At 68.2% G+C, this 25,939-nt stretch carries 22 protein-coding genes; 12 read left to right on the top strand and 10 right to left on the bottom strand.

What is annotated here, in order from left to right:
• Positions 1-210: 210 nt before the first annotated feature.
• From pgi to zwf, 5 genes are all read right to left on the bottom strand, one after another.
• Positions 211-1,860, bottom strand: coding sequence for a glucose-6-phosphate isomerase (pgi, locus tag PSEMAI1_RS0100665; protein WP_024301005.1), 1,650 nt, complete (start codon positions 1,858-1,860; stop codon positions 211-213).
• A 9-nt stretch (positions 1,861-1,869) separates the two neighbouring features.
• Positions 1,870-2,721, bottom strand: coding sequence for a transcriptional regulator HexR (gene hexR, locus PSEMAI1_RS0100660; RefSeq protein ID WP_024301004.1), 852 nt, complete (start codon positions 2,719-2,721; stop codon positions 1,870-1,872).
• Positions 2,714-3,697: a glucokinase gene (locus tag PSEMAI1_RS0100655; protein WP_024301003.1), complete on the bottom strand. Its 984-nt coding sequence runs from the start codon at positions 3,695-3,697 to the stop codon at positions 2,714-2,716. The genes hexR and PSEMAI1_RS0100655 overlap by 8 nt, the downstream gene beginning before the upstream one ends.
• Positions 3,678-4,355: a 6-phosphogluconolactonase gene (gene pgl, locus PSEMAI1_RS0100650; RefSeq protein ID WP_024301002.1), complete on the bottom strand. Its 678-nt coding sequence runs from the start codon at positions 4,353-4,355 to the stop codon at positions 3,678-3,680. The genes PSEMAI1_RS0100655 and pgl overlap by 20 nt, the downstream gene beginning before the upstream one ends.
• Before the next feature lie 220 nt (positions 4,356-4,575).
• The gene (gene zwf / locus PSEMAI1_RS0100645) at positions 4,576-6,048 is read right to left on the bottom strand and encodes a glucose-6-phosphate dehydrogenase (RefSeq protein ID WP_024301001.1); all 1,473 of its coding nucleotides are present in this window, start codon (positions 6,046-6,048) and stop codon (positions 4,576-4,578) included.
• A gap of 253 nt (positions 6,049-6,301) precedes the next feature.
• Here zwf and edd point away from each other — a divergent pair, with 253 nt between their 5' ends.
• The 10 genes from edd to alaC all read left to right on the top strand — a co-directional run bounded on the left by edd (position 6,302) and on the right by alaC (position 17,928).
• Positions 6,302-8,137, top strand: coding sequence for a phosphogluconate dehydratase (gene edd, locus PSEMAI1_RS0100640; RefSeq protein WP_024301000.1), 1,836 nt, complete (start codon positions 6,302-6,304; stop codon positions 8,135-8,137).
• Between the two features lie 5 nt (positions 8,138-8,142).
• A complete protein-coding gene (locus PSEMAI1_RS0100635; protein ID WP_024300999.1) occupies positions 8,143-8,769 on the top strand; it encodes a bifunctional 4-hydroxy-2-oxoglutarate aldolase/2-dehydro-3-deoxy-phosphogluconate aldolase in 627 nt (208 codons plus the stop codon).
• Positions 8,770-8,937: 168 nt separating this feature from the next.
• Positions 8,938-9,624, top strand: coding sequence for a response regulator transcription factor (locus tag PSEMAI1_RS0100630; RefSeq protein ID WP_024300998.1), 687 nt, complete (start codon positions 8,938-8,940; stop codon positions 9,622-9,624).
• Positions 9,625-9,650: 26 nt separating this feature from the next.
• Complete coding sequence (locus tag PSEMAI1_RS0100625; protein WP_024300997.1) at positions 9,651-11,069, top strand: sensor histidine kinase; 1,419 nt, start codon at positions 9,651-9,653, stop codon at positions 11,067-11,069.
• 285 nt (positions 11,070-11,354) lie between these two features.
• Entirely contained in the window at positions 11,355-12,599 is a 1,245-nt protein-coding gene (locus tag PSEMAI1_RS0100620; protein ID WP_024300996.1) for an ABC transporter substrate-binding protein, read from the top strand.
• A gap of 103 nt (positions 12,600-12,702) precedes the next feature.
• Positions 12,703-13,644 carry a carbohydrate ABC transporter permease gene (locus tag PSEMAI1_RS0100615; RefSeq protein WP_024300995.1) on the top strand — a complete coding sequence of 314 codons (942 nt, stop codon included), beginning with the start codon at positions 12,703-12,705 and terminating at the stop codon, positions 13,642-13,644.
• Complete coding sequence (locus PSEMAI1_RS0100610; RefSeq protein WP_024300994.1) at positions 13,637-14,494, top strand: carbohydrate ABC transporter permease; 858 nt, start codon at positions 13,637-13,639, stop codon at positions 14,492-14,494. Before PSEMAI1_RS0100615 ends, PSEMAI1_RS0100610 begins: the two co-directional genes overlap by 8 nt.
• A gap of 4 nt (positions 14,495-14,498) precedes the next feature.
• The gene (locus PSEMAI1_RS0100605) at positions 14,499-15,608 is read left to right on the top strand and encodes an ABC transporter ATP-binding protein (RefSeq protein WP_024300993.1); all 1,110 of its coding nucleotides are present in this window, start codon (positions 14,499-14,501) and stop codon (positions 15,606-15,608) included.
• Entirely contained in the window at positions 15,605-16,504 is a 900-nt protein-coding gene (locus tag PSEMAI1_RS0100600) for an aldo/keto reductase family oxidoreductase (RefSeq protein ID WP_024300992.1), read from the top strand. The genes PSEMAI1_RS0100605 and PSEMAI1_RS0100600 overlap by 4 nt, the downstream gene beginning before the upstream one ends.
• Before the next feature lie 209 nt (positions 16,505-16,713).
• Positions 16,714-17,928 (top strand): alanine transaminase, encoded by a 1,215-nt coding sequence (alaC, locus tag PSEMAI1_RS0100595; RefSeq protein WP_024300991.1) that lies wholly within the window; start codon positions 16,714-16,716, stop codon positions 17,926-17,928.
• A 25-nt stretch (positions 17,929-17,953) separates the two neighbouring features.
• Here alaC and PSEMAI1_RS0100590 read toward each other — a convergent pair whose 3' ends face one another.
• Positions 17,954-18,526, bottom strand: a complete 573-nt coding sequence (locus PSEMAI1_RS0100590; protein WP_024300990.1) for a TetR/AcrR family transcriptional regulator — start codon at positions 18,524-18,526, stop codon at positions 17,954-17,956.
• A gap of 289 nt (positions 18,527-18,815) precedes the next feature.
• Between PSEMAI1_RS0100590 and PSEMAI1_RS0100585 the strand changes: the two genes are divergently transcribed.
• Together PSEMAI1_RS0100585 and PSEMAI1_RS0100580 are read left to right on the top strand one after the other, a co-directional pair.
• On the top strand, positions 18,816-20,780 hold the full coding sequence (locus tag PSEMAI1_RS0100585; protein ID WP_024300989.1) for a diguanylate cyclase: 1,965 nt from the start codon (positions 18,816-18,818) through the stop codon (positions 20,778-20,780).
• Between the two features lie 34 nt (positions 20,781-20,814).
• A complete protein-coding gene (locus PSEMAI1_RS0100580; protein ID WP_024300988.1) occupies positions 20,815-21,525 on the top strand; it encodes a pseudouridine synthase in 711 nt (236 codons plus the stop codon).
• A 251-nt stretch (positions 21,526-21,776) separates the two neighbouring features.
• On the opposite strand, the gene PSEMAI1_RS0100575 is transcribed toward PSEMAI1_RS0100580, so the two are convergent.
• The 4 genes from PSEMAI1_RS0100575 to hemC are packed head-to-tail and all read right to left on the bottom strand — an operon-like array spanning position 21,777 to position 25,688.
• Positions 21,777-22,985 carry a heme biosynthesis HemY N-terminal domain-containing protein gene (locus PSEMAI1_RS0100575; protein ID WP_024300987.1) on the bottom strand — a complete coding sequence of 403 codons (1,209 nt, stop codon included), beginning with the start codon at positions 22,983-22,985 and terminating at the stop codon, positions 21,777-21,779.
• Positions 22,982-24,022, bottom strand: a complete 1,041-nt coding sequence (locus tag PSEMAI1_RS0100570; protein ID WP_024300986.1) for a uroporphyrinogen-III C-methyltransferase — start codon at positions 24,020-24,022, stop codon at positions 22,982-22,984. The genes PSEMAI1_RS0100575 and PSEMAI1_RS0100570 overlap by 4 nt, the downstream gene beginning before the upstream one ends.
• On the bottom strand, positions 24,019-24,756 hold the full coding sequence (locus PSEMAI1_RS0100565; RefSeq protein WP_024300985.1) for a uroporphyrinogen-III synthase: 738 nt from the start codon (positions 24,754-24,756) through the stop codon (positions 24,019-24,021). The genes PSEMAI1_RS0100570 and PSEMAI1_RS0100565 overlap by 4 nt, the downstream gene beginning before the upstream one ends.
• Positions 24,753-25,688: a hydroxymethylbilane synthase gene (gene hemC / locus PSEMAI1_RS0100560; protein WP_024300984.1), complete on the bottom strand. Its 936-nt coding sequence runs from the start codon at positions 25,686-25,688 to the stop codon at positions 24,753-24,755. Before hemC ends, PSEMAI1_RS0100565 begins: the two co-directional genes overlap by 4 nt.
• Positions 25,689-25,939: the final 251 nt, after the last annotated feature.

Below are 25,939 nucleotides of genomic sequence, written 5' to 3'. Positions count from 1 at the left end.
CACGGCGTTCAGCCCAACCTACACAGGTAGGGCTCGGAGCCTATCCCAGTAGGTGAGCGAGCCAAAGCAGGTTGAGTGCCGCCAGCGCACAGGAACCGGAATGTACACGGAGTACATGAGGATTCCGTATCGCTGAGCCAATCAAAGATTGGCACGCAGTACTGCCGGCGCTCAAGATGCGCAGGCGCAGCCGCCTAATGGGATGGGCGGTCAGCTACGCCCGTTGGCCTGCTTATACGCCGCAATCAGCCGCGACGTGGAGCTGTCGTGTGGCGCCGGGCCGCTCTTGCCGGAGAGTTCGGCGTGGATGGTCTTGGCGAGCTGCTTGCCGAGTTCCACCCCCCACTGGTCGAAGCTGTTGATATGCCAGATCACGCCCTGCACGAAGATCTTGTGCTCGTAGAGCGCAATCAGCGAACCGAGGTTGCGCGGGTCGAGGCGGCTCATCAGCAGGGTGTTGGTCGGGCGGTTGCCGCCGAACACCTTGTGCGGCACCAGCTTTTCCAGCGCCTCGCCCGCCAGCCCCTGTGCCGCGAGTTCTTCGCGCACCTCGTCCGCCGTCTTGCCACGCATGAAGGCCTCGGCCTGGGCGAACACGTTGGCGAGCAGGATCTCGTGGTGCCCGGGCAGGCTGGAGCGGTTTTCCAGCGAGGCGATCAGGTCGATCGGTGAGATGTGCGTGCCCTGGTGCAGCAGCTGGAAGAAGGCGTGCTGGCCGTTGATACCGGTCTCGCCCCAGATGATCGGCGCGGTCTCGAAATCGACCGGGCTGCCGTCGAGCATCACCTGCTTGCCGTTCGATTCCATGTCGAGCTGCTGGATGAAGGCCGGCAGCCGGTGCAGGTACTGGTCGTACGGGGCGATGACGTGGCTGCCGCCGCCGAAGAAGTTGATGTACCACACGCCGATCATCGCCAGCAGCACCGGCATGTTGGCTTCCAGCGGCGCGTTGCGGAAGTGCTGGTCCATCAGGTGCGCGCCGTTCAACAGCTCGATGAAGTTCTCTTCGCCGAGATACAGCATGATCGGCAGGCCGATCGCCGACCACAGGCTGTAGCGCCCGCCGACCCAGTCCCAGAACTCGAACATGTTGGCCGGATCGATGCCGAACGCCGCCACCGCCTGCTGGTTGGTCGAGACCGCGACGAAGTGCTTGGCGACGGCCTTCTCGTCGCGCGCGCGCTCGACGAACCAGTCGCGCGCGGTGTGGGCGTTGGTCAGCGTCTCGTGGGTGGTGAAGGTCTTCGACTCGATGACGAACAGCGTGGTCTCGGGATGCACACGCTTGAGCGTTTCCTTGAGCTGGGCGCCGTCGACGTTGGAGACGAAGTGCATGGTCATGCGCGGGTGGGCGTAGGGGCGCAGCGCGCTGCACACCATCAGTGGGCCCAGGTCCGAGCCGCCGATGCCGATGTTGACGATGTCGGTGATCGGCTGGTTGGTATAGCCCAGCCACTCGCCGGAACGCACCGCATGGGCGAAGCGCCCCATGCGCTCTAGCACCGAGTTGACCTTGGGCATAACGTCCTCGCCGTCGACCAGGATCGGCGCGTTGGTGCGGTTGCGCAAGGCCACGTGCAGCACTGCGCGCTGCTCGGTGACGTTGAGCTTTTCGCCCTTGAACATGGCCTTGATGCGCGCCGGCAGGCCGGCCTCGCGCGCCAGCTGCATCAAGAGCGTCAGGGTCTCGTCGGTGAGGCGGTTCTTGGAATAGTCGAGCAGCAGCCCGCCCACCTCCAGCGCGTAGCGCTCGGCGCGTTCCGGGTCGCTGTCGAACAGGTCGCGCATGTGCAGTTGTTTCGCCTCGGCAAAGTGTTCCCACAGTTGTTGCCAGGCGGGCAATCGGGTCAGTTCGCTCATGACGGAACCTCAGAGATCGCTGTGCCGACTGCCCTGGCGTTTCGGACGCAGGCTCAGCTTGGTTTTTTCCAGCTGGCCGATCACCCCCGGCCCGCGTCGCAGCGCCACGCCGACGGCCAGGATGTCGATCAGCACCAGGTGCACGATGCGCGAGATCATCGGGCTATAGGTTTCGGTGTCTTCCGGGGCGTCGGCCACCAGCGTCACGCTGGCCAGCTTCGCCAGCGGCGAGCCGCTGGCGGTGATCGCCACCACCTTGGCGCCGGCCTCCAGCGCCACTTCCACCGCGTCGAGCAGCTCGACGGTGCGGCCGGAGTTGGAGATGGCCACCAGCACGTCACCCTCCCCCAGCACCGAGGCGGCCATGATCTGGGTGTGGGTGTCGGCGTAGGCAACGGTGGGGATGCCGAAGCGGAAGAACTTGTGCTGGGCGTCGGCGGCGATGATGCCGGAGTTGCCCAGGCCGTAGAATTCGATGCGCTTGGCGTTGGCCAAGAGCTCGAGCGCGGCGTTGACCGCCGCCGGGTTGACGTCGTTGCGGCACTTGATCAGCGCCGAGACGGTGTTGTCGAACACCTTGGCGGCGATCTCGGAGGTGGGGTCCTCCGGGCGCACGCTGGAATGCACGTAGGGCACGCCGGTGACCAGGCTGCCCGCCAGCTTGAGCTTGAAATCCGGCAGGCCGGTACAGCCCATCGAGCGGCAGAAACGGATCACCGTCGGCTGGCTCACCCCCGCGCTGGCGGCGATGTCGGCCACCGCCGCCTGCATCATGGTGTAGGGCTGTTCCAGGACCAGATCGGCGACCTTGCGTTCGGCCGCCGACAGGCTGCCCAGCTGGTTGCGGATACGATCAAGCATGCTGTTCCTCCAGGTGCGCAGCCAGCGCGGCGGTGGCGCCCAGCAGCGCCGGCATGGCATGCGTCATGACGTAGACCGGCACCGCGGCGAGGTAGCCGGAGAAGCGTCCCTTGTCTTCGAAACGGGCGCGGAACGGCGAGGTCTGGAAGTAGTCGAGCAGGCGCAGCACGATGCCGCCGCCGAGGTAGACGCCGCCGCGCGCGCCCAGGGTCAGGGTGAGATTGGCCGCCGCAGTGCCGAGCATGGCACAGAACGCGTCCAGCGTCTCGCGGCAGCGCGGACACTCGCCGGACAGGGCGCGGGTGGAGATGTCAGCGGCGGTGAGGTCTTCGGCCTCCTCGCCCGCCAGTGCGGCCAGCGCCTGGTAGATCAGCACCAAGCCGGGGCCGGACAACAGCCGCTCGGCCGAGACGTGGCCATAGCGTTCGCGCGCGAAGTGCCAGATCTGCGCCTCGCGCTCGTCGAACGGGGCGAAGCTGACGTGGCCGCCCTCGCCCGGCACCGGCGTGGCGCCGTGGGCGTGCGGCACCAGGGCCGACACGCCGAGCCCTGTGCCGGGGCCGATCAGCGCGCACGGCGCACCGGCCACCGCCTCGCCGCCGCCGACCTTGATCAGCGCGTCGGCCGGCAGGTGCGGCAGCGCCAGCGCCATCGCCGCCCAGTCGTTGATCACCAAGAACGAGTCCAGCGCCAGCGCCTGGCGCGTGGCCTCGATCGAGAACGCCCAGTGGTGGTTGGTCATCTGCACCCAGTCGCCGGTGACCGGGTTGGCGATGCCGATGGCGGCATGGCGCACCGTGGCGCCGGTGGTAGCGAGGTAGGCGCGCACTGCCGCTTCCAGCGTCGGGTAGTCGGCACAGGCCAGCACCTTGATCTGTTCCGGTTCGGCGCCGCCGGTATAGAGAGCGAAACGGGCATTGGTGCCGCCGATGTCGGCCACCAGCCAGGGAAAACTGTCAGGACGCCCAGTAAACATCGAGCGGTACCTCCGTGTGATGCAGGACATGACTGATCGGCAGCGCGTCGTCGACGGCCTGCCGTGCTTGTTCGAATACGCGACGCTTGGCCGGCCCCTGGATCGCCAGGAACAGCCGGCCAGAGGCCAGCAGCGCCGCCAGCGTCATGCTGAGGCGCTGGTGCGGCGCGGCCGGCGGGGTGACAGTAATCAGCCGTTCGGCCGACGGCAGGGCGAGGCCGGCGGCGAGTTCTGCCGCGGCCGGGAACAGCGAGGCGGTGTGGCCGTCGTCGCCCATGCCGAGCACCGTCACGTCGGGCTGGCGGTAGGCGGCGCGCGCGGCGGCCAGGCTGGCGGCAGCGTCGGCGGGCACGATGGCCAGCGGCAGGAAGCGCGCCGCGGCGGCGGCTCCGGTGAGGAGATGCTCGCGCACCAGGGCGGCGTTGCTGTCGGCGTGCTCTTCCGGCACCAGGCGCTCGTCCACCAGCGTCACCGTCAGGCGCGCCCAGTCGAGGTCGCTCTGGGCCAGGCGTTGCAGGAAGGCCACCGGCGAGCGTCCGCCGGACACCGCCAGCACCGCCTCGCCGCGCTCGCGGATCGCCGTCGCCAGCGCCGCGCTCACCGCCTCGGCCAGCGCCGCGGCGGCGTCGGCAGGCGTGTCGAATTCAAACCATTGCATGGTGTCGTCTCTGTCTCTTCTATCTCTTTGTCGTGTTGCCGACCGGCCCGTGCCCAGACCGGCATCGTGATCGCGCCGGGGATAACCCGTCGCCGATGGGTTCCGGCACAACGCGCCTCCACCCATCCTACCCATGCCCTTGCACCGTAGACCCGTAGGATGGGTGAAGCGCAGCGAAACCCATCATCGCTAGGTGACGGCCTTCCCTACGCGGGGAACCTCAGCACTCCTCGTGCCACGACACCCCATCCCGCGACAGCAGTGCGCTGGAGGCGGCCGGGCCCCAGGTGCCGGCGGTGTACTGCTTGGGCGGAGTGGTGCTGTGCTGCCAGTGGTCCATGATCGGCTCCACCCAGCGCCAGGCTTCCACCAGCTCGTCGCGGCGCATGAACAGCGCCAGCTTGCCGCGGATCACGTCGAGCAGCAGGCGTTCGTAAGCGTCGGCGCGGCGGGCCTTGAACGATTCGTGGAAGTCGAGGTTCAGGTGCACCGGCTGCAGGCGCTGGGTGTCACCCGGCTCCTTGGACAGGAAGTAGAGGCGGATGCTTTCTTCCGGCTGCAGGCGGATCACCAGGCGGTTGGCGGTGTTCAGGCCCATCGGGCTGGGGAACAGGTGGTGCGGCACGTCGCGGAAGTTGATGACGATCTCGGCCAGGCGCTCCTGCATGCGCTTGCCGGTGCGCAGGTAGAACGGCACGCCGGCCCAGCGCCAGTTGTCGATCTCGGCCTTGATGGCGACGAAGGTCTCGGTCTGGCTGCTGGGGGGAATGCCCTGCTCCTGCAGGTAACCCACTACCGGCTGGCCGCCGACGGCGCCGGACTTGTACTGCGCGCGCACGGTCTTGTTGGCGACGTCCTGCTCGCCGAACGGGCGTAGCGCCTTCAGCACCTTGAGCTTCTCGTCGCGCACCGCGTCGGCGCCGAGGTTGGCCGGCGGTTCCATCGCCACGATACAGAGCAGCTGCAGCAGGTGGTTCTGCACCATGTCGCGCAGCGCGCCGGTGTTGTCGTAGAAGTCGCCACGGGTGCCGACGCCCAAGTCTTCGGCGATGGTGATCTGCACGTTGTGGATCCACTCGCGGCGCCACAGCGGTTCGAACAGGGCGTTGGCGAAGCGGATCGACAGCAGGTTCTGCACCGACTCCTTGCCGAGGTAATGGTCGATACGGTACAGCTGCTCTTCCTTGAAGTGGCGTGCCACCGCTTCGTTGATCTCGTTGGACGATTCGAGGTCATGGCCGAGCGGCTTTTCCAGCACCACGCGCACCTTGTCGTGGTTGAGGCCGACCGCCGCCAGGTTGTCGCAGATGCCCTCGAACAGGTCCGGCGCGGTGGCGAGATAACAGACGGCGACGCGCTCGCTGTGCTGGCGCAGCGCCTCGGCCAAGGCCGGGTAGTGCTCCGGCGTGGCGGCATCTACCCTGAGGTAGTCGACGCGCGCGAGAAAACTCTGCCAGGCGGAATCGGAGAAGTATTCCTTGATATGGATGCGCGCGCTCTTCTCCACCTGTGCCAGGTAGTCTTCGCGGGCCATGTCGCGGCGGCCCAGCGCCAGGATGCGCCCTTCCTCGTTCAGCAGGCCGGCGGCGTGGGCCTGATACAGCGACGGCAGCAGTTTACGCATCACCAGATCGCCGGTGCCCCCGAACAGCACCATGTCGAAAGCGGGGGTGTGCAGATTAGCGTTGTCCATCCTGATTGTTCTCTCGCACAAGGGTTGTGATGTAGTTATATTACCATTCGACGCGCCACTGTCTACGGCAATTACATGCAACACCACCACAATTTCGATGCTGCAAAGCAACATCGAAAAACACAAAAACCCTTAATAAGCAACGACTTTCAGCATTTGCGCCACATGCGAAGCAACAAACTCGCTGCGACGTATTGCATTTTGACTGTAGTAAAACTACCATTCATCGCACATTACCCACCGGGATTACACCATGGCCTTACATCCCGTCATCGCCGACGTCACCGCCCGTATCGTTGCCCGCAGCCAGCCGCGCCGCGCGGCCTACCTGCAGCACCTCGACGCTGCCGCCAAGCGCGGCCGGGTCGAGCGCAGCCAATTGTCCTGTACCAACCTGGCGCACGCCTTCGCCGCCATGCCGGACACGGTCAAGATCCACCTGAAGGAAGCCAGCCGGCCCAACCTCGCCATCGTCTCGGCCTACAACGACATGTTGTCGGCGCACCAGCCGCTGGAAGCGTTCCCGGCCTGGATCAAGGACGAGGCGCTCAAGGCCGGCGCCACCGCACAGTTCGCCGGCGGCGTGCCGGCGATGTGCGACGGCGTGACGCAGGGCCAGGCCGGCATGGAATTGAGCCTGTTCTCGCGCGACGTGATCGCGATGAGCACCGCCGTGGCGCTCTCGCACCAGATGTTCGACGCCGCGCTCTACCTCGGCGTGTGCGACAAGATCGTGCCGGGCCTGTTGATCGGCGCGCTGACCTTCGGCCACCTGCCGGCGGTGTTCGTGCCGGCCGGACCGATGACCTCGGGCATGTCCAACGACGAGAAGGCGCACATCCGTCAGCTCTACGCCGAGGGCAAGGTCGGCCGCGACGTGCTGCTGGAATCCGAGGCGCAAAGCTACCACGGCCCCGGCACCTGCACCTTCTACGGCACCGCCAACTCCAACCAGATGCTGATGGAGATCATGGGCCTGCACCTGCCGGGCACCGCCTTCGTCACCCCGGGTACGCCGCTGCGCGAGGCGCTGACGCGCGCCGCCGCACGCCGCGCCGTGGCGATTTCCGCCGAGGGCGAGCGCTACACCCCGGTGGGCCGCATCATCGACGAAAAAGCCATCGTCAACGGCATCATCGGCCTGTTGGCCACCGGCGGTTCGACCAACCACACGCTGCACCTGGTGGCGATCGCCCGCGCCGCCGGCATCGACATCAACTGGGACGACTTCGACGAGCTGTCGGCGGTGATTCCGCTCTTGGCGCGCGTCTACCCCAACGGCAAGGCCGACGTGAACCACTTCCACGCCGCCGGCGGCATGGGTTTCCTGATCCGCGAGCTGCTCGACGCCGGCCTGCTGCACGAGGACGTCACCACCATTATGGGTCAGGGACTGCGTGCCTACACCCAGGAACCCTGGCTCGACGACGGCGAACTGAAATGGCGCGATGCCCCTGCTGCCAGCCACGACGGTGGCGTGCTGCGCCCGGCGGCGGAGCCGTTCTCGGCCGACGGCGGCCTGCGCGTGCTCAAGGGCAATATCGGCCGCTCGGTGATCAAGGTCTCGGCGGTCAAGCCGGAGCACCGCGTGGTGGAAGCGCCGGCGGTGATCTTCCACGACCAGGACGAACTCTTGGCCGCCTTCAAGCGCGGCGAACTGGAGCGCGACTTTGTCGCGGTGATCCGCTTCCAAGGCCCGCGCGCCAACGGCATGCCGGAACTGCACAAGCTGACGCCGACGCTGGCGGTGCTGCAGGAGCGCGGCTTCAAGGTGGCCCTGGTCACCGACGGCCGCATGTCCGGCGCCTCCGGCAAGGTGCCGGCGGCGATCCATGTCTCGCCCGAGGCCGTCTCCGGCGGGCCGATCGCCAAGCTGCGCGACGGCGACCTGGTGCGGGTCGACGCCAACAGCGGCGAACTCGCCGCCCTGGTGCCAGAGGCCGAGTGGGCCGAGCGCGAAGCGGTGTCGGCCAACCTGGAAGCCAACGATTTCGGCGTCGGCCGCGAACTGTTCGCCGGCATGCGCTCCCTGGCCGACATCGCCGAACACGGCGCGATGACCTTCCGCCACCCCCTGTGGAGAGACTGAACACAATGGATGCCCTGACTCTGTTACGCCAAAGCCCGGTGATGCCGGTGATCGTGGTCAACGACGCCGCCGTGGCCGTCGACCTCGCCAGCGCCCTGGTCGCCGGCGGGATCCGCACCCTGGAAATCACGCTGCGCACCAAGGCCGCGCTGGCCGCGATGCGCCGCATCCGCGACGAGGTGCCCGATGCGCTGGTCGGCGTCGGCACCGTGCGCACCCGCGCCCATCTGGAAGCCGCGCTCGACGCCGGCGCCCAGTTCGGACTCAGCCCCGGCTTCACCCCGGAGCTGGCCGCCGCCGCGCGCGCCTCCGGCGTGCCGTTCATCCCCGGCGTGGCCACCCCGTCCGAGGCGATGCACGCCCAGGACGAAGGCTTCAACATTCTCAAGCTGTTCCCGGCCGAGGCGGTCGGCGGCATCAAGCTGCTCAAGGCGCTGGCTGGCCCGCTGCCGGAGCTGCGCTTCTGCCCGACCGGCGGCATCGACGCCGCTAACGCGCCGGCCTACTTGGCGCTGCCCAACGTGCTGGCGGTGGGCGGCTCGTGGCTGACCCCGGCCGACGCCCTTGCCGCCCAGGACTGGGACCGCATCACCCAGCTGGCCCGCGAAGCCAGCGCGCTGGCGGTACGCTGACCCCCGTTTTTGTTGCTTGTTGCTTCCTTGCAGGGCCTGCCGACTCTCCCGGACAGGCCCTTTTTTTACGCGCCGTACCGTCGGCGGCCACACTCCCTCTCGCCAAGCGCCGCCGCAGCTTCTAACATCGCAGCGTGATCTCTCAGAGCGACCGGGGTACTAGCACGCATGAAACTGTTTCTGGCTGAAGACGACGCCGTCCTGACGGACGCCCTGCTGACCCGCCTTGCCCAGCTCGGCTTCGACACCGCCCACGCCGCCGACGGCATCACCGCGCAGCAGCGCCTGCTGGCCGAGGAGTTCGACGCCGTGGTGCTCGACATCGGCCTGCCGGGGCAGGACGGCCTCACCGTGCTGCGCAACGTGCGCGTGCACAAGCCGGCGCTGCCGATCCTGCTGTTGACCGCGCTCGACAGCATGGAAGACCGCGTCGCCGGGCTCGACGCCGGGGCCGACGACTACCTCGTCAAGCCGTTCGACTTCCCCGAACTGGAAGCGCGCCTGCGCGCCCTGCTGCGCCGCCAGCGCGCGGCCGACGTCCAACGCGACGAGTTGCGCTTCGGCCGGCTGCGGCTGGACCGCACCGGCCAGCGCGCCTGGGCCGACCACGTGGCGCTGGACCTGTCGGGACGCGAGCTGCAACTGCTCGACATCCTGATGCGCCACGCCGAACGCGTCGTCACCAAGGAACAGATCGCCGCCGAGCTGTCCGGTGCCGGCGAGGAAGTCGGTGCCAACGCGGTCGAGGTGTACGTGCACCGCCTGCGCAAGAAGCTCGACGGCAGCGGCGTCGGTGTGCGCGCGGTGCGCGGCCTGGGCTACCTGCTCGCCGGCAGCGGCGACACCCCGTCCTGAGACCGCCCACTCCACGAGGAAAGCCGATGTCCCGCCCCCGCCAGTTGTCGCTGCGCCGCCAGTTGCTGCTGTGGCTGCTGCTGCCGCAGCTGGTGCTGTGGCTCGCCGCCGCCTACCTCGCGCACGCCATGGCGCTGGGCTACAGCAACGAGGTGATCGACCGCAGCCTGGCCAAGTCGTCGCGGGCGCTGGCGCGCCAGGTCAAACCCTTCGGCAACGGCTTCTACGTCGACTTTCCGCAGGCCGCGCGCGAAATCCTCGAAGAAGACCCCCACGACCGCGTCTACTACATGGTCAGCTCGCCACCGGAGGCCTTCCTGCTGGGCGAGCCGGCGATGCCCCGTCCGCCCGCCACGCTGGTCCCGCGCACCGGCGCCAGCTATTTCTACAACGCCGCCATGACGAAGCAGGGGAAGAAGCTGGAGGTGCGCGTGGCGGCGCTGTACCTGAACGCCGGTACGCCGGAACGGCCACAGCTGATGCTGGTGCAAGTGGCCAAGAGCCGCGCGCTCAGCGCCGAGCTGGCGCGCAAGATCCTGTTCGACATGGGCTTGCCGCTGTTGGGCCTGATGCTGTTGACCAGCGTCCTGGTATGGGGCGGCATCAGCCGCGGCCTGTCGCCGCTGAGGAATCTGCGCCGCAGCGTGGAAAACCGCTCGGCGCGCGACCTGGCGCCGATCGAGGCGGAGAACGCGCCGTCCGAGGTGCGGGCGCTCGCCACCGCCATCAACACCCTGCTCGCCGAGGTGCACGCCCAGGTGGCGCAGCAGCGCCGCTTCATCGCCGACGCCGCGCACCAGCTGCGCACCCCGCTGGCAGGGCTCAAGTCGCAAAGCGAGCTGGTGCACCGCGAACTGCGCGCAGCGCAGCCGGACGTGGCGCGCGCCTGCCGCCAGTTGGAGCAAGTCGAAACCAGCGTCGAGCGCTCGATCCGCCTGGTGAACCAGTTGCTCGCGCTGGCACGCGCCGAACCGGAGGCCGGCCTGACGCTGGCGCCGCTCGATCTGGCGCAGCTGGCGCGCGAGGTCACCACCGAGGCCGTGCCGCGGGCGCTGGCGCGCGACATCGACCTCGGGCTGGAAGGCGGCGAGGCGCCGCTGACCATCGCCGGCCACGCCGGCCTGCTGCGCGAACTGCTGGCCAACCTGCTCGACAACGCCATCCAGTACACCCCGGCCGGCGGCGAAGTCACCGTCACGCTGCAGGCGGGGCCGGGCGAAGCCTGGCTGCGCGTCAGCGACAACGGCCCGGGCATTCCGCCCGCCGAGCGCGAGCGCGTGTTCGAGCGCTTCTATCGCGGCAGCGCCGAAAACAAGGGCAAGGGCTGCGGGCTGGGGCTCGCCATCGTGCAGGAAATCGCCCGCCGCCACCGCACCACGGTGACGCTGTCCGACCACGCGCCGCACGGCCTGACGGTGGCACTGCGCTTTACGCTGTTGTCCTGAACCCTCGCCCCGCTGGCCGACCCCGCCTGCCAGCCGTAGTGTAGTTGGTACACTACGGCGCCCGCCTTTGCTGCAATGCATCAGCCGTGTCAGGCTTCATCCACGGGCTTCTTCGCCGTGCCGTGTTGCGGCGCAACCAAACCCTCGACAATTCTTACGCCAAACTCACGCAAAACTTACACAAAACTTACAATCAGCCGCTATAGTTTCCCCAACCCGACACGGGTCACTCCCCGGCCACCCACACACCGCGCCCGGGGGTTCACAACAACAGAGGAGATAGAAATGGAACTGAAGCGTCTGAGCGCGGCCCTGCTGGCCGCCAGCCTGCTGTCCGCCACCGCCTACGCCGGCGATGTCGAGGTGTTGCACTGGTGGACCTCCGGCGGCGAAGCCAAGTCGGCCGTCGAACTGAAGAAGCAGATGACCGCCAAGGGCCACACCTGGCGCGATTTCGCCGTGGCCGGCGGCGGCGGCGACAACGCCATGACCGCGCTGAAGACGCGCGTGATGTCCGGCAACCCGCCCACCGCCGCCCAGATCAAGGGCCCGGCGATCCAGGAGTGGGGCGCCGAGGGCGTGCTCGCCAACATCGACCCGGTGGCCAAGGCCGGCACCTGGGACAAGCTGCTGCCGCCGGTGGTGAGCCAGGTGATGAAGGTCAAGGGCCAGTACGTGGCCGCCCCGGTCAACGTGCACCGCGTCAACTGGCTGTGGGTCAACCCCGAGGCCTTCAAGAAGGCCGGCGCCAGCGTGCCCAAGACCTGGCCGGAATTCTTTGCCGCCGCCGACAAGCTGCAGAAGGCCGGCATCCAGCCGATCGCCCACGGCGGCCAGCCGTGGCAGGACGCCACGCTGTTCGAATCGGTGGCGCTCGGCGTCGGCGGTCCGGCCTACTACAAGAAGGCCTTCGTGCAGCTCGACCAGGCCACCCTGGCCGGCCCGACCACGGTCAAGGTGTTCGAGACGATGCAGCGCATCAAGGGCTACATCGACAAGGGCGCGGCCGGCCGCGACTGGAACATCGCCACCGGCATGCTCATCACCAACAAGGCCGGCATGCAGTTCATGGGCGACTGGGCCAAGGGCGAGTTCAGCGCCGCCGGCAAGCAGCCTAACAAGGACTACCTGTGCGTCGACGCCCCGGGCACTGCCGGCATGTTCACCTTCAACATCGACAGCCTGGCAATGTTCCAGCAGAAGAACCCGGCCGCGGTGAAGGCGCAGGCCGACCTCGCCGCCACGGTGATGAGCCCGGCGTTCCAGGAAACCTTCAACCTCAACAAGGGTTCGATCCCGGCGCGCCTCGACACGCCGATGGACAAGTTCGACGAGTGCGCCAAGAAGTCCAAGGCCGACCTGACCACCGCCTCCAAGAGCGGCGCGCTGGTGCCGAGCTTCGCCCACAAGATGGCCATGCCGTCGGCCACCGAGGGCGCCATGGTGGACGTCATCGCCCAGTTCATGAACTCGAACATGACCCCGCAGGCCGCCGCCGAGCGCCTGGCCAAGGCCGGCAAGGTCAAGTAAGCACGTGACGGCAGCGGGGAGGCCCGAGCCCTCGGGCCCGCCCCGCACGGTCCGCCGTCCCCGGCGGCGGACGTTCCCCGATCCCGCTACGCAAGGAATTACCATGTCTCACTCTTCGTCATCGGCCGGTGTCCGCGCCCTGGCCGACACCGCGCCGTCGTCGGCCGGCCACCAACAGCTGGCCGACCGCTGGCTGCCCAGGCTGGTCCTGAGCCCGACGATCGTCATGAGCCTGGTGTTCGTCTACGGCTTCATCGCCTGGACCGCCTGGCTCTCCTTCACCGAATCGCGCCTGCTGCCGCGCTACGACTGGGCCGGCCTGACCCAGTACCTGGCCTTGTTCGACAACGAGCGCTGGTGGACCGCCGTCACCAACCTGGGCCTGTTCGGCGGCCTGTTCATCCTGTTCGCGCTGGTCGTCGGCCTGCTGCTGGCGGTGCTGCTCGACCAGAAGATCCGCGCCGAGGGCGCGCTGCGTGCCATCTACCTCTACCCGATGGCGCTCTCCTTCATCGTCACCGGTACCGCCTGGAAGTGGATGCTCAACCCCGACATGGGCCTGCAGAAGGTGCTCAACGACTGGGGCTTCGCCAACTTCACCTTCGACTGGCTGGTCGATCCGGACCGCGCCATCTACACCGTGGTGATCGCCGGGGTGTGGCAGTCGTCCGGCTTCGTCATGGCGCTGTTCCTCGCCGGCCTGCGCGGCGTGGACGATTCCATCATCAAGGCGGCGCAGGTGGACGGCGCGAGCCTCCCCACCATCTACCGCCGCATCGTGATCCCCAGCCTGCGCCCGGTGTTTTTCAGCGTGTTGTTGATCCTGTCGCACATCGCCATCAAGAGCTTCGACCTGGTGATGGCGCTGACCGGCGGCGGCCCGGGCACCTCGTCCGACGTGCCGGCCGTGTTCATGTACCAGTTCGCCTTCACGCGCGGCCAGCTCGGCCTCGGCGCGGCCTCGGCGATGATGATGCTGATGACCATCGTGGCGGTGCTGGTACCGTTGATGTACCTGGAAACGAGGAGTGCGAAACGTGGCTAACAAGCTCTCTATCGGCCGGCTGCTGGTCTACGCCGCGCTGGCCCTGGTGGCGGTCTACTACCTGCTGCCGCTCTACGTGATGCTGACCACCTCGTTCAAGACGCTGGACGACATCCGCCAGGGCAACCTGTTGTCGCTGCCGCAAGCCTGGGACGGCGGCGCCTGGGCCAAGGCCTGGGCGTCGGCCTGCACCGGCATCGAGTGCGGCGGCATGAAGGGCTTCTTCTGGAACTCGGTGAAGATGACGGTGCCGGCGGTGCTGATCTCGACCATGATCGGCGCGGTCAACGGCTACGTCGTGTCGATGTGGCGCTTCAAGGGTTCGGACGCGCTGTTCACGATGCTGTTGGTGGGCTGCTTCATCCCATTCCAGGTGGTGCTGCTGCCGATGGCGCAACTGCTGGGCATGCTGGGACTCGCCAACACCACCACCGGCCTGGTGCTGGTGCACGTGATCTACGGCACCGCCTTCACCACGCTGTTCTTCCGCAACTTCTACGTGACGGTGCCGGACGAGCTGGTCAAGGCCGGGCGCATCGACGGCGCCGGCTTCTGGACCATCTTCTTCCGCATCCTGCTGCCGGTGTCCGGGCCGATCTTCGTGGTCTGCATCATCTGGCAGTTCACCCAGATCTGGAACGACTTCCTGTTCGGCGTGGTGTTCGCTGCCGGCGAAGCGCAGCCCATCACCGTGGCGCTGAACAATCTGGTGAACACCTCCACCGGGGTCAAGGAATACAACGTCGATATGGCCTCCGCCATCATCGCCGCCCTGCCCACCCTGTTCGTTTACATGGTCGCCGGCCGCTACTTCGTGCGCGGACTGACGGCCGGTGCCGTGAAAGGTTAAGACAATGGCCTCGCTTTCCATCGACAACGTTTGCAAGACCTACAACAACGGCACCGACGTGCTCAAGGGCATCGACATCGCCATCGACGACGGCCAGTTCCTGATCCTGGTCGGCCCCTCGGGCTGCGGCAAGTCCACGCTGCTCAACATGATCGCCGGCCTCGACGACATCAGCTCGGGCGACATCCGCATCGGCGAGCGCCGCGTCAACGACCTGTCGCCCAAGGACCGCGACATCGCCATGGTGTTCCAGAGCTACGCGCTCTACCCCTCGATGAGCGTGCGCCAGAACATCTCGTTCGGGCTGGAGATCCGCAAGCAGCCCAAGGCCGAGATCGACGCCACGGTGAACCGCGTGGCCGAGATGCTGCAGATCACCCACCTGCTGGAGCGCAAGCCCTCGCAGCTGTCCGGCGGCCAGCGCCAGCGCGTGGCGATGGGCCGGGCCCTGGCGCGCAACCCGTCGATCTTCCTGTTCGACGAACCGCTGTCCAACCTCGACGCCAAGCTGCGCGTGGAGATGCGCACCGAGATCAAGCTGATGCATCAGCGCCTCAAGTCGACCATCGTCTACGTGACGCATGACCAGATCGAGGCGATGACGCTGGGCGACCGCATCGCGGTGATGAAAGACGGCATCGTGCAGCAGTTCGGCAGCCCGCAGGAGATCTACGACAACCCGGCCAACCTGTTCGTGGCGGGCTTCATCGGCTCGCCGTCGATGAACTTCATCCCCGCCACGGTGGTGGAATCCGGTAGCCAGCTCGGCGTGAAAGTGTGCGACGACAAGGGCTGCGTGGTACTGCCGCTGCCGCACGAGAGGGCCAAGCTCTCGGCCTGGATCGGCAAGGAAGTGATCTTCGGCATCCGCCCGGAGCAGATCACCGACGCGCGCACCGCGCACCGCGAGGACCTGCCGCAGATGGAATGCCACGTGAAGGTGATCGAGCCCACCGGCCCGGACACGCTGATCTTCGTCACGCTCAACGACACCAAGGTGTGCTGCCGCGCCCACCCCACCGAGGCCAAGCGCCCGGGCGACGCCATGGAACTGGTGTTCGACGTGTCCAAGGCGGTGCTGTTCGACCCCAAAACCGAGGTGCGCATCGCATGAGCACGCCCATCGGCAAGGTCCGCCTGGCCGATGGCGGCCCGGAACTGTCGGCGCTGGCGGTCGGGGCATGGCGGCTCGACGAATGGCACTTCGACGACGCCGCGCTGGCAGCGTGGATCGAGCACGCCATCGCGCAGGGCCTCACCACCTTCGACCACGCCGACCTGTATGGCGGGTTCACCTGCGAGGCGCTGTTCGGGCGCTGGCTCAAGGCCAACCCGGCGCGCCGCGGCGAGATCCAGCTGGTGACGAAGTGCGGCATCAAGCCGCCCGACGCCGCGCGCGGCTGGACGGTGAAGCACTATGACACCGGCCGGGCGCACATCCTGGCCTCGGTCGACAACTCGCTGCGCCACCTGGGCACGGACCACCTCGACCTGCTGCTGATCCACCGCCCGGACCCGCTGCTGGACCCGGACGAAGTGGCCGAAGCCTTCGCCACGCTGCAAAGAGCCGGCAAGGTGCGCCACTTCGGTGTCTCCAACTTCAGCCCGAGCCAGTTCGCGCTGCTGGCCTCGCGCACGCCGCTCGTCACCAACCAGGTCGAGGCCTCGCTGCTGCACCTAGCCCCGCTGTTCGACGGCAGCTTCGACCAGTGCCTGGAGCGGCGCGTGCGGCCGATGATCTGGTCGCCGCTGGCCGGCGGCCGGCTGTTCGACGCCTCGGCCCACCCTGCCCTGCACCGGGTGCTGACTACCCTGGCCGAAGAACTCGGCGTCGCGCCCGCCACGCTGGCGCTGGCCTGGCTGCTGCGCCACCCGGCGCGGCCGCTGCCCATCGTCGGCTCGCGCCGGCTGGCGTCACTGGACGAAGCCGCGCGCGCCGCCACGCTGCCGCTCGAGCGCCAGCACTGGTTCGCCCTGCTCGAGGCGGCCCAGGGCCACGCCGTACCCTGACTGGAATGACCCGCGTTGTTCCCTCCGAGGGCGATCGTCGCGATCGCCCTTCTTTTTTGCGCACCGCACACGGCAGGGATGACGCCGCCGCCACAGCCCCGCCCACGCCCCGCTGGACGCCGCCATGCCGTGCGCTTAGTATCGATCCACCTCCTGTGTCGGGAGGACGTCGCTCGGACGGTTCCGGGCGCTTACGTCAAGGAAAAGCCATGTCTGCATCGGGCAAGCGCCGCTTTGCGCGCATCGACCGCCTCCCCCCCTACGTCTTCAACATCACCGCCGAGCTCAAGATGGCCGCCCGCCGCCGCGGCGAGGACATCATCGACATGAGCATGGGCAACCCCGACGGCGCCACGCCGCCGCACATCGTCGCCAAGCTCACCGAGGCGGCGCAGCGCCCCGATACCCATGGCTATTCGGCCTCCAAGGGCATTCCGCGCCTGCGCCGGGCGATCTCGCGCTGGTACCAGGAGCGCTACCAGGTGGACATCGACCCCGATACCGAGGCCATCGTCACCATCGGCTCCAAGGAAGGCCTGGCGCACCTGATGCTGGCCACGCTCGACCGCGGCGACACCGTGCTGGTGCCCGACCCCAGCTACCCGATCCACATCTACGGCGCGGTGATCGCCGGCGCCGACATCCGCTCGGTGCCGCTGATTCCCGGCGTCGACTTCTTCGCCGAGCTGGAGCGCACCATTCGCGGCAGCTACCCCAAGCCCAAGATGATCGTCATCGGCTTCCCGTCCAACCCCACCGCGCAGTGCGTCGAGCTCGACTTCTTCGAGCGCGTCATCGCGCTGGCGAAGAAGCACGATATCTTCGTGGTGCACGACCTGGCCTACGCCGACATCGTGTTCGACGGCTGGAAGGCGCCCTCCATCATGCAGGTACCGGGCGCCAAGGACATCGCGGTGGAATTCTTCACGCTGTCCAAGAGCTACAACATGGCCGGCTGGCGCATCGGCTTCATGGTCGGCAACCCGGACCTGGTGGCGGCGCTGGCACGCATCAAGAGCTACCACGACTACGGCACCTTCACCCCGCTGCAGATCGCCGCCATCGCCGCGCTGGAAGGCGACCAGCAGTGCGTCAAGGACATCGCCGCCACCTACCAGAAGCGCCGTGACGTGCTCTACAAGGGGCTGTGCGAGGTGGGCTGGAACGTCGACCTGCCCAAGGCCTCGATGTACATCTGGGCGCGCATCCCCGAGCCCTACCGCGCGCTGGGCTCGCTGGAATTCGCCAAGCAGCTACTGGAAAAGGCCAAGGTCTCGGTGTCGCCGGGCGTCGGCTTCGGCGACTACGGCGACGAGTACGTGCGCTTCGCGCTGATCGAGAACGAGGCGCGCATCCGCCAGGCGGTGCGCGGCATCAAGGCGATGTTCCGCGCCGACGGCCTGATCGCGGAGAAGGGCCACTGAGCCGGCAACGTCGGCACACCGCCGGCTACTCCGTCGGCGGTGCCAGCGCCCGCTTCGCCTCATCCAAAAAGCGCAGCGACAGCGCCGGATCGCTGACCGCGCGCGACAGCAGCAAGGCCCCCACCATCAGCGCCAACGCCGCGCTGGCCGTCATCGCGCCGCCGGCGCGCAGCGGTGGACAGTTCGCCAGCAGGGCGAGCTGCGCCTCCACCCCGGCGGTGAAGGCCTGGCGCGACGGCTGGTCGCGCCGCGCCACCTCCCCGCCCAAGGCTGCCGCCACGCAGCCGTCGTCGGGGCGGTCGCGGTGCTCCGGGCTGAGGTAGTGTTCCACCAGTGCCGCCAGCCGTTCCTCCGGCGGCACCGCCTGCAGCAGCTCGGCCAGCCGCTGCTGCAGCTCGTCGAAGCCGTGGCGGCAGGCAGCAGCGACCAGCGCTTCCTTGTCGCGGAAGTGGCTGTAGAAACCGCCGTGCGTCAGGCCGAGATCGGCCATCAGGTTGGCGATGCCGACCGCGTCCATGCCCTCCGACCGGAAGCGGCAGGACGCCGTCCGGATGATTTGCTGGCGTACCTCCGCCTTGTGCCGCGAGGAATAACGCATCGCCGTCCTTTCAAATGCCGCTTTACATGATGGTCATCATGGTAAAAAGCTTGCGTTATATCAATCAGATATGTTGCTCACTGCGCCGGCTCCCCGGCCTTTCGGACGGACGGCGGCGGTGGCCGGCGGCATGCCTGTGTTTTTTCCACCACACCCCCGACACCATAAACACCCCAGAGCCCGCCTTTCTTCGCCGCGGAGGCTCGCTTTCTGCCGGCGACCCCAATATGCTCGGCAGATTATGACAACAAGGTTGCTCCGCCACGACGGGGCGCCACAGGATAAGCGCATGCCCGCTTCGTCACGCCTCCATTGGCGGCAGCCCCGCCGTCCTCTCGTGCTGCTGGCCCTCGGCCTGCTGTACGGAGGCTGCGGCTGGCTGATGCAGCGCTTCTTCGCCCCGCACGACCCCTTCCCGGCCACCATCTGGCTCCCCGCCGGCCTCGCCCTGGCCGCCGTCATCCGCTGGGGGCCGCGCGTCTGGCCGGCGCTGCTGTTGGGTGCCCTGGCGGTGCAGACGCTGATCCTGGCCACGCCCTGGCCCGGCGCGCTGCTGGCCTCGCTGGGTGCGGCGGTGGGGCCGCTGCTGGGCGGCATGCTGATCCGGCGCCACTGTTCCGGCGGGCTGCCGTTCTACCGCCTCGGCGACGTACTCCACTTCCTCTGGGCCGGTGTCGGCCTGTCCACGCTGATCGCCGCCGCCGGCTGCCTGCTGGCTCAGCCCTGGTGGCGCTTTCCCGGCCTCGGCGACGCCCTGCGGCACCTGTTCGCCATCTGGCTCGCCAACGCCGCCGGCACGCTGTTCTTCGCTCCGCCGCTGCTGTTCCTCAGCCGGCGAGACGGCCTGGACCCGGCGATCCCGAGGCACGCGTCACCGCTGGAGGTCGCCACGGTCAGCGGCGCCACCCTGCTGACGGCGGCGCTGCTGTTCCTCGGCCTGAGCGACCCGCATGACCTGTACGCCGCCGCGCCCTATCTGCTGATCATCCCGCTGATGTGGACCGCGGCGCGGGCATCGCTGCGCACCGCCCACTGGCTGGCGTTCGGCATCCTGCTGCTGGCGCTCGCCGGGGCGGCCGGCGGCGACGGGGTGTTTCGCGATTCCCCTTCGGGCCTGGCCCTGCTCAACGCCGGCATGATGGTGCTGAGCCAGTCGGTGACGCTGCTGATCATGGGCGCGCTGATCGCCGAGCGCGGCAGTGCCGAAGAACGCCTGCGCCGCGCCAATCACGGTCTGGAGGAGAAGGTCGCGGAACGCACCGCCCAGCTGGCCGAAAGCGAGGCGCGCCAGAAGCAGCTGGTCGACGCCGCGCCGTTCCCGCTGGTGCTGAGCCGGCTGTCCGACGGCGTCATCACCTACGCCAACGAGCGCGCCGAGCACATGTTCAAGGGCCGCCTGGACAGCATGCGGGGGCTCACCGTGGACGACTTCTACGTCGAAGCCGGCACGCGCGACGAAGTGTCCGCGCGGCTGCGCGACAAGGGCCAGCTGCGCGATCACGAGGTGCGGCTGCAGGACACCGCCGGCCGGGTATTCTGGGCGCTGATCTCGTGCACGCTGGTGCGCTCCGCCGGCACGCTGCACGTCATCACCGGCATCAACGACATCAGCGAGCGCAAGCGCCTGGAGCACAGCCTGAAGACCGCCAACGAGGCGCTGCGCCAGCACCTGAACGAGATCGAGTCGCGGCAGTCGGGACTGAAGGAACAACTGGTGCGCGACCCGCTCACCGGGGTGTTCAACCGGCGCTACCTCGACGAGACGCTGCCGCGCGTGATGGCGCACACCCTGGCCTTGGGCAAGCCGTTGGCGCTCCTGATGCTGGACGCCGATCATTTCAAGCGCATCAACGACACCTACGGCCACAAGGCCGGCGACTGCGTGCTGAGCACGCTGGGAGCCCGCCTGCGCGACAGCCTGCGCAGCAACGACATCGTCTGCCGCTACGGCGGCGAGGAATTCCTGATCGTGCTGCCCGGCATGAGCCTGGAGCACGCCATCGCCAAGGCCGAGCAACTGCGCCGCGTGGTGCAGCAAGTGCCGATCGAGGCGCTCGACCACACCCTCAACGTGACCGTCTCGATCGGTCTGGCCTGCAGCCCGCTGCACGCCGAAGACGCCGGGTGCCTGATACACGCCGCCGACACCGCGCTGTACGCGGCCAAGAGCAGCGGCCGCGACCGCCTCTGCGTGGCCGAGCTGCCGGCCGGGCTGGAGGTGCCTCCCCCCCGCCCCGCCACCCTGGCCGACTGAACGGCGGCGGGGCCGGCGTGCTACCATCGCGGCCATGGAACTTTACCGATTGCTACACCAACAGGGCTTCGGCAGCCGCAAGGAATGCCGCAAGCTGATCGAACACGGCCTGGTCGAACTCGACGGCGACGTCGTCGACGACTACCGTCGCGAAGTCGACCCCGCCGCCTTGGGCGAGCTGGTGGTCGACGGCGAACCGTGGGAAATCCTCGACCACCCGCTCTACCTGCTGCTGCACAAGCCCGCCGGCTACGAGACCTCGCACAAGCCGATGCACAACCCCAGCGTGTTCACATTGCTGCCGTGGCAGTTCTCGCAGCTGGGCATCGCCGCCGTAGGCCGGCTCGACGTCGACACCACCGGGCTGTTGCTGCTGACCACCGACGGCCAGTTCGTGCACGCGCTGACCTCGCCCAAGAAGCAGGTGCCCAAGTGCTACGAGGTCACGCTCAAGCACCCGGTGAGCGAGGCGCTGGTCAAGCACCTCAAGGCCGGGGTGTTCCTGAAGGACGACAACGAGAAGGTGGCGGCGGACCAGGTGGAGGTGGTGGACGAGATCACCATCCTGATGACCATCACCCAGGGCAAGTACCACCAGGTCAAGCGCATGATCGCCGCCGCCGGCAACCGCGTGCAGGACCTGCACCGCGTCGCGCTCGGCGCGCTGCGGCTGGGCGAGCTGGACGAGGGCGAGTGGCGCCACCTCGACGCCGCCGAACTCGCCGAACTCGGTTTCACGCGCTGAGGCAGCGCACTCCGGGCAAGAAAAAGGTCGCCGAGGCGACCTTCCAGGCTGCTAACAAAGTACTTCGATGCGTATTTACAGGACCCGGCAAAGCCGGGCCTATCCACCTAAGTGTTTGATTCCGCAGCCTTCCCATCTATTCCCAATCCCTCGCTGAGCGAATCTAAAGATTCGCACGCAGTCCGCCCTTGCCCTGCAAGGGAGCCTCGCTACGCTCGAGAAATGGGGTGAGCAGATTTATTCACCAGCGCTCAACAGCCCTGCTGCAACGCCAGCTCCAGACTCTGCTGATAATGCCGCTCGGCCAGCTCGGGCTTGTCGATGGCGGTGAACAGGCGCGACAGCTCGGCGTGCGCGCACAGCGTCGGCTCGATCGAGGCGCTGGCTTCCAGGTAGCTCTGCGCCTTGCCCCACAGCTGCTGCGCCAGCGCCAACCGGCCCAGCGCCAGCAACAGCAAATGATCGCGCGGGCGCTGCTTGAGCCAGCCCTCGGCCTCCTTCAACAGCTCCAGCCGTTTCTCGGCGGACAGGTGCTCGGCCAGCTGGCCCAGCTCGCGCGCGAGTTCCGGGGTCGCCTGCTCGTCGTCGCCCAGGGCGCCGGCGATCAGCGTGGCGGCGTAGTCGGCCTCGCCCAACACGATCAGCCGCTCCACGATACGGCCGACCAGCACCGGGTTCTGCCGTTCCACCTCCGGCACCCGGCGCAGCCAGTCGCGGATTTCCTGCCCCTGGGCGAAGCCGTCCAGCTGCTGGGTATAGGCCGCCAGGCGATAGCGCCGCGCGCGGTCGGGTTCCAGCGCCTCGGCCTTGAGCAGCTTCTCGGTCAGCGCCAGCACCGCTTCCGGCTGTTTCTGCAGCAGCCGCACCTTGAGTTCCAGCTTGAGGGCGTTGGTCAGATTGGGCGAGATGGCGCGCGCGCGCTCGATCGCGGACAGGGCGCCCAGGGTGTCCTTGGCTTCCAGCTTCAGCTCGGCGTCTAGCATGTGGCGCGCCAGCTGCAGCCGCTCCGGCAAGGCGTCGAGCTGGGCCAGGTAGCCGTCGCGCTTCTCGAGGTCCTGCATCGCCGCCGCCGAGCGGGCCGCCATCAACAGCGCCAACGCCTTGTTCTCCGGCGCCGACTCGTCGGCCAGCGCCCGCACCGCTTCGCGCTCGGCGCGCTGGAACCGCCCCTCGAAGAAGGCGATGCCGGCCTCGCGCAGCGCGTGGCGCGCCGCCTTCAGCTTCTTCTGGCGCTGGAAACGGCGCACTTCCTCGGGCAGGCCGGTGGCCAGCCCGATCAGCCGCAGCACCAGGTGCGCCACCACGATCAGCAGGATCACCGCCACGATCAGCAGGTTGAACGACACTTCCAGCCGGTACGGCGGCAGGAACAGGATGGCGTAGCCGGTATTCAGCGTGGAGGCGAGCCCCACCAGCACGGCCAGCGCAAACAGGCCGGTAATCCACAGCACGAATTTCACGGCGTTCCCCCCGCGCCGCCCTGCGCCTCGCGCACCGCCTTGAGGCTGGCGGAGAGGTCAGGCAGCGTCACGTCCAGCGGTGCGCCCTTGAGCTCGGCCAACAGCGACAGCCAGGCCTTGGTCGCCGCGGCGTCGCGGTCGTAGTAGCGTTCGACGTAGCTCTTGGCCGCTTCCACGTCGGAGCCGAAGGTCTGACCGTCGCGCTGGGTCAGCGCCAGGCGCGCGTCCAGCAGGCGCAGCTTGAGGTTCTCGCGCAGGAAGAAGGCCTGTTCCGGCGACAACAGCAGCGCTTCCGGCTTGTCCATGCGGCGGATGCGCACCAGCTCGCCCAGGCTGCCGCTGAGGTCGGCCAACAGGCGTTCCCAGAGCGGCGCGTCGGCCGCCGGCTTGGCGGGCTGGATCAGCGCGTCCTTGGCGCTGCCGAGGCGGTGGTGGCCGACCACCAGCGGCAGCGTGTCGGCCGCCAGCAGCAGGCGGTCGATCTTCACCGTCAGGCCGACGGTGTCGAGGTAGGGCAGGGCCTTGAGCTTTTCCAGGTCGGTGGCCACGGCCTTCTTCACCGCGATCAGCTGCGGCTGGTCGAAGCGCGCCAGGCGGGCGTCGACCATTTCCAATGCCTGCAGTGCGGCCGGCACGTTGGCGGCCAGCTGCAGTTGCTGGCTGGCGATCGCCAGCGTGTGCTCGACTTCGGACAGCAGCCAGTCGGAACGATTCTTGGTCAGCTCCTGATACATGCCGTTCAGCGTGGCGTACTGGCCGGCCGATTCGTTGACGCGCGCCTCGAGCAGGGCGAGCTTGCCGTCGCTGGCGCGGACGGTGGCCAGGGCCTGGTCGACCAGCACGCGGGTTTCCTTGGCGCTGCCGCCGGATTCAGCCAGGCGACGGGCCAGTTCCTGGCGGGTGGCGGTCAGCTCCTGCTGGGTGGAGTAAAGCTGCCAGCCGGACAGGCCCAGCGCCGCCAGCGCCACCAGCAGCGCCAGCGGGAAGGGTTTCTTCGCGGCCGGTTTGCCGATCTCGGCAGTCTGGATTTCGTTCATGGGTGACGGGAGAACCATTCGCTGAGGCCGGCGACCAGTGCGGCGTCGTCGGCCTGGGTTGTCACGATGCGTGTCACGCCGTGCGCCGCCAGCGTGTCGGCAATGCGCGGATGCGGAACGCAGTACAACAGGCATTGTAACGTCAGGCTTCGGGAGCGGCCAGCCAGACGGAATAATCGTTCGGCGGTCTCGCTGGAGGTCAGCACCAGCGCATCCACCGGCGCCTCCAGCAAGGACCAGTCCGGCTCCCCATCGACGCGGCGGTAGACCTCGGCCAGGGAGAGGCGGGCGCCGCGCGCGGCGAGGGTCTCCCCCAGTTCCGCCCGGCCGCCGACGCCGCGCACAATGAGCACGCGCTGGCCGGCCAGCCGCTGCAGTTCGGGGCGCGCCAGCAAGGCGGCACTGTCGCTGCCCTCGGCGGGATGCAGCACCGGGCGCCCGGCCAGGGCCGCGAGCTTGCCGGCGCTGGCGGCGCCGACGCAGGCCAGCCGGGCCTTGAGCTTGAGCGGCGCCAGCACCGGCCAGGCGGCATCGATGGCGCTGGGGCTGACGAAGATCAGCCAGTCGGCCGTCACGGCCAGCCTGGGCAACGCCGCCAGGGCGCGCTCGTCGGGCACGATGTCGAGCACCGGCAACAGCGCCGGTTCGGCCCCGGCGTCACGCAGCAACGCCATCAGCCGCGCGCTCTGGGCCGGCGGCCGGGTGACGAGAATGCGCCGCCCCGCCAGGCTCACCGGTTCTGGCCTTCGTCGATCACGGCCTGGATCAGCGGCGCGGCGCCGGCGTCGAGCAGCTTCTGCGCCACGGCGCGGCCGAGCGCCTCGGCATACTGGCGCGGCGCGCTGGCGCTGGCGGTGAGCATCACCGAGCCGTCCGGATGCGCCACGAAGCCGCCCAGCGTCAGCACGTCGTCGCTCAGCATGGCGAAGCCGCCCAGCGGAATCTGGCAGCTGCCACCCAGCACGCGCGACAGCGCACGCTCGGCGGTGACGCAGTCGTGGGTGTCGGCGTGGTCGAGCGGCGCCAGCAGCGCCATCAGATCGGCGCGGTCGGCGCGGATCTCGATGCCCAGCGCGCCTTGGCCCACCGCCGGCAGGCTCTCCGACGGCGCCAGCTCGCAGCGGATGCGCTCGGTGAGCCCGAGCCGCTTGAGGCCGGCGGCGGCGAGGATGATGGCGTCGAACTCGCCGTCGTCGAGCTTCTTCAGGCGGGTCTGCACGTTGCCGCGCAGCGGCTTGACGGTCAGGTGCGGAAAGCGCGCGCGCAGCTGCGACTCGCGGCGCAGGCTGGAGGTGCCGACCACGGCGCCGTCCGGCAGTTCGGAGAGGCTCTGGTAGCGGTTGGAGACGAAGGCGTCGCGCGGGTCTTCGCGCTCGCAGATGGCGGCCAGCGCGAAGCCTTCCGGCAGGTTCATCGGCACGTCCTTGATGGAATGCACGGCGAGGTCGGCGCGGCCTTCCTGCAGGGCCAGTTCCAGTTCCTTGACGAACAGGCCCTTGCCGCCGATCTTCGACAGCGTCTTGTCGAGGATCTGGTCGCCCTGCGTGGTCATGCCGAGAATCTCGACGGCGAGCCCGGGGTAGAGTTGCTCGAGCCGGGCCTTGATGTGCTCGGCCTGCCACATGGCGAGCTTGCTCTCGCGGCTGGCGATGACGATTTTGTCCATGGACGCGGTCCTGTAATGGGGAAACGGTTACCGCCGATTCTAGCACGGCCGGCGGGCTGCCAACCCTAGGCCAAAAGGGTGGGCATCCCGCTCGCGCCGCCGGCTGGCACAACCCTGGGGAAAACCAAAAAACATGACGCATAAATAACCCAACAGCACCCCGGAACGGCCTGGACGGAAGGCCACCTCGCGGCCGCGGGTCGCCGCGCGGGATAGGAACAAAATCAAGGAGTAGCAGGAGGGCGGGCGAC

It is taken from the genome of Pseudogulbenkiania sp. MAI-1, assembly GCF_000527175.1.
In the GTDB taxonomy this organism is placed as follows: domain Bacteria; phylum Pseudomonadota; class Gammaproteobacteria; order Burkholderiales; family Chromobacteriaceae; genus Pseudogulbenkiania.
This window is presented reverse-complemented; position numbering and strand designations above follow the sequence as displayed.

Coding starts and splice junctions, on each gene's coding strand:
- pgi (WP_024301005.1), bottom strand. CDS start 1,860: ATGAGCGAACTGACCCGATTGCCCGCCTGGCAACAACTGTGGGAACAC.
- hexR (WP_024301004.1), bottom strand. CDS start 2,721: ATGCTTGATCGTATCCGCAACCAGCTGGGCAGCCTGTCGGCGGCCGAA.
- PSEMAI1_RS0100655 (WP_024301003.1), bottom strand. CDS start 3,697: ATGTTTACTGGGCGTCCTGACAGTTTTCCCTGGCTGGTGGCCGACATC.
- pgl (WP_024301002.1), bottom strand. CDS start 4,355: ATGCAATGGTTTGAATTCGACACGCCTGCCGACGCCGCCGCGGCGCTG.
- zwf (WP_024301001.1), bottom strand. CDS start 6,048: ATGGACAACGCTAATCTGCACACCCCCGCTTTCGACATGGTGCTGTTC.
- edd (WP_024301000.1), top strand. CDS start 6,302: ATGGCCTTACATCCCGTCATCGCCGACGTCACCGCCCGTATCGTTGCC.
- PSEMAI1_RS0100635 (WP_024300999.1), top strand. CDS start 8,143: ATGGATGCCCTGACTCTGTTACGCCAAAGCCCGGTGATGCCGGTGATC.
- PSEMAI1_RS0100630 (WP_024300998.1), top strand. CDS start 8,938: ATGAAACTGTTTCTGGCTGAAGACGACGCCGTCCTGACGGACGCCCTG.
- PSEMAI1_RS0100625 (WP_024300997.1), top strand. CDS start 9,651: ATGTCCCGCCCCCGCCAGTTGTCGCTGCGCCGCCAGTTGCTGCTGTGG.
- PSEMAI1_RS0100620 (WP_024300996.1), top strand. CDS start 11,355: ATGGAACTGAAGCGTCTGAGCGCGGCCCTGCTGGCCGCCAGCCTGCTG.
- PSEMAI1_RS0100615 (WP_024300995.1), top strand. CDS start 12,703: ATGTCTCACTCTTCGTCATCGGCCGGTGTCCGCGCCCTGGCCGACACC.
- PSEMAI1_RS0100605 (WP_024300993.1), top strand. CDS start 14,499: ATGGCCTCGCTTTCCATCGACAACGTTTGCAAGACCTACAACAACGGC.
- PSEMAI1_RS0100600 (WP_024300992.1), top strand. CDS start 15,605: ATGAGCACGCCCATCGGCAAGGTCCGCCTGGCCGATGGCGGCCCGGAA.
- alaC (WP_024300991.1), top strand. CDS start 16,714: ATGTCTGCATCGGGCAAGCGCCGCTTTGCGCGCATCGACCGCCTCCCC.
- PSEMAI1_RS0100590 (WP_024300990.1), bottom strand. CDS start 18,526: ATGCGTTATTCCTCGCGGCACAAGGCGGAGGTACGCCAGCAAATCATC.
- PSEMAI1_RS0100585 (WP_024300989.1), top strand. CDS start 18,816: ATGCCCGCTTCGTCACGCCTCCATTGGCGGCAGCCCCGCCGTCCTCTC.
- PSEMAI1_RS0100580 (WP_024300988.1), top strand. CDS start 20,815: ATGGAACTTTACCGATTGCTACACCAACAGGGCTTCGGCAGCCGCAAG.
- PSEMAI1_RS0100570 (WP_024300986.1), bottom strand. CDS start 24,022: ATGAACGAAATCCAGACTGCCGAGATCGGCAAACCGGCCGCGAAGAAA.
- hemC (WP_024300984.1), bottom strand. CDS start 25,688: ATGGACAAAATCGTCATCGCCAGCCGCGAGAGCAAGCTCGCCATGTGG.